This is a genomic window from Streptomyces sp. SID13666, from assembly GCF_010548325.1.
Lineage (GTDB): Bacteria > Actinomycetota > Actinomycetes > Streptomycetales > Streptomycetaceae > Actinacidiphila > Actinacidiphila fildesensis.
In genome coordinates, this window is sequence record NZ_JAAGLX010000075.1 from 16,858 (window position 1) to 27,915 (window position 11,058).

The 11,058-nt window shown below is 71.0% G+C and carries 8 protein-coding genes; all 8 read right to left on the bottom strand.

Annotated elements, in window-relative coordinates; all coding sequences use genetic code 11:
• Window positions 1-215: 215 nt before the first annotated feature.
• The gene (locus G3I60_RS41795; RefSeq protein WP_164296037.1) at window positions 216-998 is read right to left on the bottom strand and encodes a cell division protein FtsQ/DivIB; all 783 of its coding nucleotides are present in this window, start codon (window positions 996-998) and stop codon (window positions 216-218) included.
• 92 nt (window positions 999-1,090) lie between these two features.
• Window positions 1,091-2,185, bottom strand: a complete 1,095-nt coding sequence (gene murG, locus G3I60_RS41800; protein ID WP_138356955.1) for an undecaprenyldiphospho-muramoylpentapeptide beta-N-acetylglucosaminyltransferase — start codon at window positions 2,183-2,185, stop codon at window positions 1,091-1,093.
• Window positions 2,186-2,191: 6 nt separating this feature from the next.
• Entirely contained in the window at window positions 2,192-3,583 is a 1,392-nt protein-coding gene (gene ftsW, locus G3I60_RS41805; RefSeq protein WP_164296035.1) for a putative lipid II flippase FtsW, read from the bottom strand.
• A 59-nt stretch (window positions 3,584-3,642) separates the two neighbouring features.
• Window positions 3,643-5,070: a UDP-N-acetylmuramoyl-L-alanine--D-glutamate ligase gene (gene murD / locus G3I60_RS41810; protein WP_138356967.1), complete on the bottom strand. Its 1,428-nt coding sequence runs from the start codon at window positions 5,068-5,070 to the stop codon at window positions 3,643-3,645.
• A 14-nt stretch (window positions 5,071-5,084) separates the two neighbouring features.
• A complete protein-coding gene (mraY, locus tag G3I60_RS41815) occupies window positions 5,085-6,149 on the bottom strand; it encodes a phospho-N-acetylmuramoyl-pentapeptide-transferase (RefSeq protein ID WP_138356957.1) in 1,065 nt (354 codons plus the stop codon).
• Window positions 6,146-7,558, bottom strand: a complete 1,413-nt coding sequence (gene murF / locus G3I60_RS41820; protein WP_138356958.1) for a UDP-N-acetylmuramoyl-tripeptide--D-alanyl-D-alanine ligase — start codon at window positions 7,556-7,558, stop codon at window positions 6,146-6,148. The genes mraY and murF overlap by 4 nt, the downstream gene beginning before the upstream one ends.
• Window positions 7,555-9,201: a UDP-N-acetylmuramoyl-L-alanyl-D-glutamate--2,6-diaminopimelate ligase gene (locus G3I60_RS41825; protein WP_138356959.1), complete on the bottom strand. Its 1,647-nt coding sequence runs from the start codon at window positions 9,199-9,201 to the stop codon at window positions 7,555-7,557. Before G3I60_RS41825 ends, murF begins: the two co-directional genes overlap by 4 nt.
• The coding region (locus G3I60_RS41830; protein ID WP_164608485.1) for a penicillin-binding protein 2 at window positions 9,198-11,058 on the bottom strand (1,861 nt) is incomplete at its 5' end. The genes G3I60_RS41830 and G3I60_RS41825, both read right to left, overlap by 4 nt.

Consider the following 11,058-nt stretch of genomic DNA (forward strand, 5'->3'; position numbering starts at 1 on the left):
GTGGGACGGTCGGTACGTTCGCCGGTGCTGCCCCGAACCCTAACGCTGAGGTTTAGGGTTACCAGTATGCCTGTCCCATGCGTTCCTTGGGACAGGACACTAAGTCGACAAGCGGTGTGCGTTCAACGAACACGCCGAACCTCCCGTTTTTCTTTTGACCCTATGTGATCACGGCCCGGTCGGGCGAACCAGGGGGCGAACCGGGATACTCGGCGTCAACTTCCCGATGCCGCAGGGGCGCTGGGAGCGCTTACATCGAATCTGTTCGCGTTTTTCGCCGCCTTCATCAGAGCGATCAGCACCGACGCCTTCTGCTCACCCTCTTCGGAGCTCCCCCACACCACCGTCCGGCCGCCGGAGAGTTCGACGGTGACGCTGTCATAGGACCGCATCCTGATGACACGGGCATCCTTGCGGACGGAATCGGGGAGACTCGCGGAGACTTCGACGGCCGCCCGCAGTAGGCTCTTTGTTCCGAAGTGGAGAAGGCTCGGAGACTGATCCGGAGTCAATTCCACGAGGGGCGCACCGGCCGGCGCGGTGGCGACGGTGGCGAAACGTACGCCTTCCGCGTCCACTTCGATGAACTTTTCGCCGCTCTTGAGTACCGCGGACGGCGCTCTCTCGGTCACTTTCAGGCCGATGCCGTGCGGCCAGTCCCGTTCGACGGTCACCTCGGCGATCCGCGGCAGGGCGGCGAGCAGCCGGCGTTCGACGGCGCCGGTGTCGACCGAGGCGAGCGGTCCCCCGAGCGGTACGGCCGCGGCGGCGCGCACCTCGTCGGCGGTGAGCACCTTGGTGCCGCTGACCGTGACGTGCTGCGCCCGCAGCCAGGACGAGCCGTAGACCAGCCATGTCCCGGCGGCGGCCAGCACGGTGACGAGGACGAGCAGGATCAGCACGGCGCGGCGCGCGCGCTTGCGGCGGGCGGGCGTGCGACGCGGGGGGGCGGTCGGCTCCGCCTTCCCGCCGCGTTCCGCGGTGGTCGGTCCGGCCATGCGTTCGCCCCTTCCTGCGCCCTGGCCGCCCCCGGAACGTGACCGGGGGCCGCCCCTGGGCGGGCTTGCTGTCCAAGCCCGCCGGGGGGCTCCTATCCTGCCCGGCGGGCGGCAATCGCCTCGTACACCATGCCGACCAGCAGGTCGTCGGCGTCGGGGCGGCCGAACTCGGCGGCGTGCCGGGACATCTCGTACAACCGGTGCGGATCGGTCAGCACCGGGAGGACGTTGCCGACGACCCAGTCCGGGGTCACCTCGGCGTCGTCCACCAGCAGCCCGCCGCCCGCCTTGACCAGCGGCTGGGCATTGAGGCGCTGTTCGCCGTTGCCGATCGGCAGCGGGACGTAGGCGGCCGGCAGGCCGACCGCGGACAGCTCGGCGACGGTCATCGCGCCGGCCCGGCAGAGCATCATGTCGGCGGCCGCGTAGGCGAGATCCATCCGGTCGATGTACGGAACCGGGCGGTAGGGCGGCATTCCGGGCATGTTGTCGGGGACCGGGAGTTCGTTCTTCGGACCGACCGCGTGCAGGATCTGGACGCCGGACTGCTGCAGTCGCGGGGCGACCGTGGCGATCACCTCGTTCAGCCGGCGGGCGCCCTGGGAGCCGCCGGAGACCAGCAGCGTCGGCAGGTTCTGGTCGAGTCCGAAATAGGCCCGTGCCTCGGCGCGCACGGCGGCCCGGTCGAGGGTGGCGATCGTCCGGCGCAGCGGGATGCCGATGTAACGGGCGTTGCGCAGCTTGCTGTCCGGGCTGCTGACGGCGACGCCGTGGGCGTAGCGCGAGCCGATCTTGTTGGCGAGGCCCGGGCGGGCGTTGGCCTCGTGGACGACGATCGGCACACCGAGCCGCTTGGCGGCGAGATAGCCGGGCAGCGCGACGTAGCCGCCGAACCCGACGACCACATCGGCCTTGGTGCGTTCCAGGATCTGCTCCGCGGCCTTGATGGTGCCGCGCAGCCGTCCGGGGACGGTGATCAGTTCGGGCGTGGGGCGGCGTGGCAGCGGAACGGCCGGGATCAGCGCCAGTTCATAACCGCGCTCCGGGACGAGCCTGGTCTCCAGGCCCTTCTCCGTGCCGAGCGCTGTGATTCCTACGGTCGGGTCCTGCCTGCGCAGGGCATCGGCGAGCGCGAGCGCAGGCTCGATGTGGCCGGCGGTCCCCCCACCGGCGAGTACGACATGCACCGAAATTCACCGCTTCCCGGACGGCCGTCCTTTGACGAACCGTCTCATCGTCCGTGACATCACCCCGGGTCCGCGCACGGCCAGTGCCGCTCGCGCCCCGGGCTCACTCCTAGCGAAGGAGATGAGCAACCCGATCGCGAACATCGTCGGCAGGAGGGCCGAACCTCCGTAGGAGAACAGCGGAAGCGGGACTCCGGCGATCGGCAGCAGGCCGAGCACCGCACCAATGTTGATCACGGCCTGAGCCGTGATCCAGGTTGTCACGCCACCCGCTGCGAACCTGACGAAGGGGTCCTCCGTACGACCGGCCACGCGGATACCCGCATAGCCTAGGGCCGCGAAGAGGGCGAGAACCGACAGCGTCCCCGCGAGACCCAGTTCCTCCCCGGTGACGGCGAAGATGAAGTCGGTGTGCGGCTCGGGCAGTTCGCCCCATTTTTCCATACTCGCGCCCAGTCCGGAACCGAACCAGCCACCGGATGCGAGGGCGTAGATCCCGTGCACGGCCTGCCAGCACTGGTCGTTGGTGCCCGGATCGCTGGCGGCGATGCAGCCGAGCCGTGACATCCGGTTGGGGCTGGTCTTGATGGCCAGGAACGCGAGGAAGGCGGCGCCGGAAAGCACTCCCACGAACAACCGGGTGGGGGCGCCGGCCAGCCAGAGCAGGCCGAAGAGAATCGCGGTGAGGATGATCGTGGTGCCCATGTCGCCGCCGAGCATGATCAGGCCGAGCACCATGAATGTCACGGGCACCAGGGGCACCAGCAGGTGCTTCCACTGGATCAGCAGGTTCTTGTCGCTCTTGCGGGCCAGCAGGTCGGCGCCCCACAGGACGAGTGCGAGCTTGCCGAATTCGCTGGGCTGCAGCTGGAAAGGCCCGCCGAGAGAGATCCAGTTGGTATTGCCGTTGACCGTTTCCCCTATTCCCGGCACCTGGACCAGGCACATCAGGAAAACGGCGCCGAGCAGCAGCGGATACGCCAGCGCGCGGTGCAGCTTGACGGGCATACGCGCGGCGGAGATCAGCAGCACGGTGCCGATGGCGGCGGCCAGCAACTGCTTGCGGAAGTAGTACGTGGACGGGTAGCCGTAGCGCAGCGCCTGGATCATCGACGCGGAGTAGACCATCACCAGCCCGAGAACGGTGATGAGCAGGCTTCCGCCGAGGATCAGGTAATACGCGGTGAGCGGCCGGTCCCAGGCCGCCTGGAGGCGGTCGTGGAGCCTGCGTGCGCCCCCCAGGGGGCCGGACCGCCGGGTCCTGGCCTCCTTGCGTGCCGGGGCGGGTACGGCGGGCCTGGCGGGGCCCGCAGCGACGCGCTTGGCGGGCAGCACGCGGGCCGCCCCTTCGCGGGAACGGCGTTCCACGCCGCGGGCGGCGGAACGGTCTGCCGTCATGCGTCCCCTCCAGTGGTACAGCGCCGGGGGTCTACGACTTGGGGAGCGGGGACGCCCGGCTACTTGTCGTGTCCCGCGCTCTCGGGTACCAGGGCCCGCACGGCCTCGGCGAATGCCTCGCCACGCTTGCCGTAGTTGGTGAACATGTCCATGGAGGCGCAGGCCGGTGCCAGCAGAACCGTGTCACCGGGCCGGGAGAGCTCCCTCGCCGCCTCCACCGCCGCGGCCATCGCCCCAGTGTCGGTCCGTTCCAGGTCGGTGACCGGGACCTCGGGGGCGTGTCGCGCGAGCGCTTCGCGGATCAGCGCGCGGTCGGCGCCCATCAGCACCGCGCCGCGCAGCCGCGGGGCGGACCTGATGACCAACTCGTCGAACGTGGCGCCCTTGGCGAGGCCGCCGGCGATCCACACGATGGACTCGTAGGCGGCCAGCGAGGCCTCGGCGGCGTGCGTGTTGGTGGCCTTGGAGTCGTCCACGTAGGCGACCTCGTCGACGGTCTCCACGAGGGCGATGCGGTGGGCGTCGGGCCGGAAGGCGCGCAGCCCGTCGCGTACGGCGGCCGGTTCGACGCCGAAGGCGCGGGCCAGCGCCGCGGCGGCCAGCGCGTTGGCGATGTTGTGCGGGGCGGGCGGCTGGACGTCGGAGACTTCCGCGAGCTCCTGGGCGTTCTTGTGCCGTCCCTCGACGAAGGCGCGGTCGAGCAGGATGCCGTCCACCACGCCGAACTGGGAGGGACCGGGGCTGCCGAGGGTGAAGCCGATCGCGCGGGCACCCTCCTCGACGTCGGCCTCGCGGACCAGTGCCTCGGTCGCCGGGTCCGCGGTGTTGTAGACGCAGGCGACCTGGTTGCCCTCGTAGATCCGGCCCTTGTCGGCGGCGTACGCCTCCATGGAGCCGTGCCAGTCCAGGTGGTCCGGCGCGAGGTTGAGGACGGCCGCGGAGTGCGGCCGGACGCTGGGCGCCCAGTGCAGCTGGTAGCTGGAGAGCTCGACGGCCAGGACGTCGTACTTCTCCTCGCCGAGCACGGCGTCCAGGACCGAGACGCCGATGTTGCCGACGGCGGCGGTCCGCAGGCCGGCGGCCTTGAGGATGGAGGCGAGCATCTGGACGGTGGTGGTCTTGCCGTTGGTGCCGGTGACCGCCAGCCACGGCGCGGCACTCTCGTCCCGCAGTCGCCAGGCCAGCTCCACGTCGCCCCACACCTCGACACCGGCCGCCTCGGCGGCCGCGAAGAGCGGGCTCGTGGGCTTCCAGCCCGGTGCGGTGACAACAAGCCCGGTGCCTTCGGGGAGGGTGTCGCCGTCGCCCAGGCGCACGGTGACGCCCAGCTCCCGCAGCCCCTCGGCCTCGGTCCGCTCCCGCTCACCGTCGCCGCTGTTCACGACGGTGACGACGGCGCCCAGGGCGTGCAGTGCCCGTGCGGCCGGGACGCCGGAGACGCCCAGGCCCGCGACGGTGACGCGGACGCCCGCCAGTTCGGTCGCCACCGGGTGCGGCGCTGTCACGAGGCGGCCACCCAGCCGGCGTAGAACAGTCCGAGGCCGATGGCCATGCACATGCCCTGGATGATCCAGAAGCGGACCACGACCAGGACTTCGCTCCAGCCCTTGAGTTCGAAGTGGTGCTGGAGTGGCGCCATCCGGAAGACCCGCTTGCCGGTGAGCCGGAAGGAGCCGACCTGGATGACGACGGAGAGCGTGATGAGGACGAACAGGCCGCCGAGGATCGCGAGCAGCATCTCGGTGCGCGAGCAGATCGCCAGACCGGCGAGCGCGCCGCCGAGGGCCAGCGAGCCGGTGTCGCCCATGAAGATCTTGGCCGGTGAGGTGTTCCACCACAGGAAGCCGAAGCACGCGCCCATCAGGGCCGCGGCGACGACCGCCAGGTCGAGTGGGTCCCTGACCTCGTAACAGGCGCCGTTGGCACTGAGCGGGGCGCCGCACCACTGGCCGTACTGCCAGACGCCGATGACGGTGTAGGCGGCGAAGACCATCACGGACGCACCGGTGGCCAGACCGTCGAGGCCGTCGGTGAGGTTCACGCCGTTGGACATCGCCAGGATCATGAACAGCGCCCAGATGACGAAGATCACCGGGCCGATGGTCCAGCCGAAGTCCTGGGTGAAGGACAGCTTGGTGGAGGCCGGGGTCTGGCCGCGCGAGTCCGAGAAGTTCAGCGCCAGGACCGCGAACGCGATGCCGACGATGAGCTGGCCGCCTAGCTTCGCCTTGGCCCGCAGGCCCAGGCTCCGCTGCTTGACGATCTTGATGTAGTCGTCCAGGAAGCCGACCAGGCCGAGGCCCGCGGTCAGGAACAGCACCAGCAGACCGGACATGGTCGGCCGCTCGCTGGTGATGACCTTGGTCGCGGCATAGGCGACCAGGGTCGCCAGGATGAACGAGATGCCGCCCATCGTCGGAGTGCCGCGCTTGCTGTGGTGCGCCTTCGGACCGTCGTCACGGATCATCTGCCCGTAACCCTTGCGGGCCAGCAGCCGGATCAGCAGCGGGGTGCCGATCAGCGACAGGAAGAGACCGAGCACACCGGATACGAGAATCTGCTTCATCGCGCGGCGACCTCACCTTCGGTGCCGTCGAGCAGCGCCAGCGCCACGCGCTCCAGTCCGACCGACCTAGATGCCTTCACCAGCACGACGTCCCCCGGGCGCAATTCGCTGCGCAGCAGGTCGATCGCCGTCTCCGCGTCGGACACGTGCACCGACTCCTCACCCCACGAACCCTCGTTCTTGGCGCCCATATCCAACCAGGCGGCTTCCAAGCCGCCCACGGCCACGAGCTTGCTGACGTTGAGCCGGACGACCAGTCGCCCGACCGCGTCGTGCTCGGTGAGGGACTCCTCACCGAGTTCGGCCATCTCGCCGAGCACCGCCCACGTACGGCGCCCGCGCCCCATGGCGGCGAGCGCGCGCAGAGCGGCTCTCATGGAGTCGGGGTTCGCGTTGTAGGCGTCGTTGACGACCGTCACGCCGTCGGGCCGCTCGGTGACCTCCATACGCCAGTGCGAAAGGGTTCCCGCGGCGGAGAGCGCGGTGGCGATCTCCTCGACGGGCATGCCCAGTTCACCGGCGACGGCGGCCGCGGCGAGCGCGTTCGACACGTGGTGCTCACCGTACAGGCGCAAGGTCACTTCGGCGCACCCGGTGGGTGTGCGGAGTGTGAAGAGCGCCTGACCTCGGTCGTTGAGCCGGACATTCTCCCCGCGGACCTCGGCGTCGGGCCCTTCGCCGAAGAGCACGACGCGGGCCGAGGTGCGCGAGGACATCGCACGCACCAGCGGGTCGTCGGCGTTGAGGACCGCCACTCCGCCCTGTTCCGCGGCGGGCAGCGACTCCACGAGTTCGCCCTTCGCGATGGCCGTCCGGTCCCGGCCGCCGAACTCGCCGATGTGCGCGGCGCCGACGTTCAGGACGACGCCGATCCGCGGCGGGGTCAGCTCCGTCAGATACCGGATGTGGCCGATGCCGCGGGCGCCCATCTCGAGCACCAGGTGCTGGGTGGACTCCTCGGCGCGCAGCGCGGTGAGCGGCAGCCCGATCTCGTTGTTCAACGAGCCGGGTGTCCACACCGTGGGAGCGTGCCGTTCCAGCAACTGGGCCATCAGGTCCTTGGTGCTGGTCTTGCCGGCCGAACCGGTGAGGGCGACGGTGGTCGCGCCGAGCCGGGCGATGACGGTCCGGGCGAGGGCGCCGAGCGCGGCCACGACGTCGTCGACGACGATCGCGGGCACGCCGACGGGGCGGGAGGCGAGTACCGCCACCGCTCCGTCCTTCACGGCGCCCACCGCGTAGTCGTGGCCGTCCACGCGCTCGCCGGCGAAGGCGGCGAACAGCGCGCCGGGCACCACCTCGCGGGAGTCGATGACCACGGGGCCCGTCACGCGCGTCCCTGGTTCCGGTATGTCGTGCATGCTCCCGCCGACCGCGTCAGCGACCTCGGCGAGGGTGAGTGGGATCACAGCTGTTCCTGGTCCTTCTCGATGGCGGCGCGCAGTACTTCCCGGTCGTCGAAGGGGCGTACCACTCCGGCGATGTCCTGGCCCTGTTCATGGCCCTTGCCCGCGACCAGCACGATGTCGCCGGGCTCGGCCCGGGCTACCGCGATGGCGATGGCGGCGGCCCGGTCGGGCTCGACGATGACGTGCCCGCGTTCGTGGGCGGGTACTTCGGCTGCTCCGTTCAGCATCGCGGCGAGGATCGCGAGCGGGTCCTCGGAGCGCGGGTTGTCGGACGTCAGTACGGCGGTGTCCGCGAGCCGCGCGCAGGCGGCGCCCATCGGGCCGCGCTTGTGCTGGTCGCGGTCGCCGCCGCAGCCGAGCACGGCGTGGATCCGGCCCTCGGTGGTCTTGCGCAGGGCGCGCAGCACGGACTCGACGGCGTCGGTCTTGTGGGCGTAGTCCACGACCGCGAGATACGGCTGGCCCGCGTCGACACCCTCCAGCCGGCCGGGCACCCCGGGGACGGCGGCGACGCCGTCCGCGGCGGTCTGCGGGTCCATGCCGGCGATGACCAGCGCGGTGATCGCGGCGAGGGTGTTGGCGACGTTGAACGGGCCGGGCAGCGGGGCGGCGGCCCGTGCCGTCTCGCCCTTGGGCCCGGTCACGGTGAAGGTGCTGCCCAGCGGGCCGGTCTCGACGTCCGTGGCACGCCAGTCGGCGTCCAGGTCCCCCTCGGCGGAGAACGTGGTGATGGGGACCCCGGCCTCGGCGACGAGCCGGCGGCCGTACGCGTCGTCCAGGTTGACGACGCCGACCCGGCTGCGCTGCGGCGTGAACAGCCGCGCCTTCGCCTGGAAGTAGTCCTCCATGTCCGTGTGGAATTCCATGTGCTCGGGACTGAGGTTGTTGAAGACCGCCACGTCGAAGACGGCGCCGTCCACCCGGCCGAGCACCAGCGCGTGGCTGGAGACCTCCATGACGACCGACCGGACGCCCCGCTCGTGCATGACGGCGAAGAGCGCCTGGAGGTCGGTGGCCTCGGGGGTGGTGCGCTCGCTCTTGATCCGCTCGTCGCCGATCCGCGACTCGACGGTGCCGATGAGACCGGTGGCCTTGCCGTGCACGGCCCGCAGACCGCCCTCGACGAGATAGGCGGTGGTGGTCTTGCCCGACGTTCCGGTGATGCCGATCTGCAGCAGGTCCTCGCCCGGTTCGTCGTAGATCCAGGCGGCCAGCGCGCCCATCCGGGCACGCGGGTCGTCCACGGTCAGGACCGGCAGACCGGTGGCCGCGGCACGCTCGGTGCCCGCTGGATCGGTGAGGATCGCGACGGCGCCCAGATCCGCCGCCTGGACGGCGAAGTCGGCGCCGTGGAAGCGGGCGCCCGGCAGTGCCGCGTAGACGTCGCCGGGGCGGACCGCCCGGGAGTCGTGGGTGATGCCAGTGGCGGGGGCGCCGTCCGCGGGCGGCTCCGCACCGAGCCGCGCGGCCAGCTCCGCCAGCGCTTTGGGACGGACTGCGGACGGGCGGGGCGCGCCCGGCTGCTTGAGGGGGGACTGATCAGCTTTTGGCACGGCGGTGAGGTTACCGGGCTGGCCCCGGTCGGGGCCAAAAGACCCCCGGTCCCGGCCGGGGCGGTCGCCGTCGGATGTGATCGTTGTCACCTCTTCGCTGGGTCGAACTCGACGGGCAGGTGCGGCGCCTCCGCGCCCGAGGGCGCGGCCTGCAGGGATTTGAGGGCGAATTCCATGACCTGCTTGAAGACCGGGCCGCAGATCTGCCCGCCGAAGTAGCTGCCGCTGGTCGGGTTCTGGATCACGCAGGAGACGGTGACACGCGGGTTGTCGGCGGGCGCGAAGCCCAGGAACGAGGCCGTGTACCCCTTGTACCGGCCGGTGACCGGGTCCACCCGGTTGGCCGTGCCGGTCTTGCCCGCGACCCGGTATCCGGCGATCTGCGCCTTGTTTCCGGTGCCCTGTTCGTCGCCGACCACGGACTCCAGCATGGTCGCCAGCGTCTTGGCGGTCTTCTCGCTGACCACCCGGGACGTCTTGGGCGCCTCGGACGGTACGAAGCGGCCGTCGGGACCGGTGATGCCGCGGATCAGGCTGGGCTCCACGCGGACGCCGCCGTTGGCGACCGTCGAGTAGACCGACGTGGCCTGCAGCGCGTTGAGCGACAGGCCCTGGCCGAACGGGATCGTGTACTGCTGGGAGGCGTTCCAGTTCTGCGGCTTGGCCAGGATCCCGCGGGTCTCGCCGGGGAAGCCGAGCCCGGTGGGATCGCCGATCCCGAACTTCTTCAGATACGAGTACAGCACCGCGTTCGCCTGCGCCTGGGTCCTGCCGAGCTGGCCGGTCGCCAGGATCGTGCCGATGTTGCTGGACTTGGCGAGCACCCCGTTGAGGGTCAGCGACCAGGTGCCGTGGTCGATGTCGTCGTGGAAGATCCGGTCGGCGCGCGGCAGGGTGCCGGGGACCGTGACGTGGGTCTCCGGGGTCGCGACGCCCTGGTCCAGGACCGCGGCCATCGACATCAGCTTGCTGACGCTGCCGGGCTCGTAGGCGTCCTGGACGGCCGCGTTGCCCAGCGCGTTGGCGCTGGCGTGGGTGAGGTCGTTCGGGTCGTAGCCGGGGGCGTTGGCCATCGCGAGGATCTCGCCGGTGCGGGTGTCCTGGACGATGACGTAGCCGCGGTCCGCCCGGGATTTCTGCACCTGCGCGGTGATGGCGCTCTGCGCCGCCCACTGGATGTCGCGGTCGATGGTCAGCTGCACGTCCGAGCCGGGCACGGCGGGGTGCTCCTGGACTCCGGCGGTCGGCACCTGGCGGCCGCTGGACTGGGCGTAGCGGATCTTCCCGGCCTCGCCCGCGAGCTCCTGGTCGAGCATCGCCTCGAGACCGCCGCCGCCGGCGCCCTCGCCGTTGACGAAGCCGATCACTCCGGCCGCGAGGTCGCCGCCGGGGTAGACCCGCTTGGTGTGCGGATCACTGAAGATGCCGGCCAGTACACTGCCGCCGCCCTTGGTCTTCGCGGCCTTGTCGTTCAGCGCCCGCTTGAGGTCCTTGATCTGGTTCCAGACCTGCGGGGACTGCTGCCTGGCGATGACCTGGTAGCGGGAGTTCGGGGTGGCGAGCTTCTTCGCGATGGTCCTGGCGTCGCCGCCGACGATCGGCGCGAGGAGCTCGGCCGCCTGCGCGGGCGCGTCCGCGGTCTTCGTCTGGGCGGAGGTGAACAGGAACGGGTCCGCGGTGATGTCGTACGCGTCGACGGTCGTCGCCAGGTCGGTGCCCGACCGGTCGGTGATGGTCCCCCGGTCGGCGGCGACGGTGTGCGAGACCCAGCGGTTGACGGCGGCCTTGGCCGCGTACGCGGGCGCGTCGACGGCCTGCACCTGCAGCAGCCGGACGACGAACGCGAGCATCACCAGCGTCAGGGCGACGCTGACGAGCCGCAGCCGGGGCCTGGGGCGGCCCAGCCGCAGCGGGGCCGGGGGGGCCGGCCGGCGCGGGCGGCGGGCG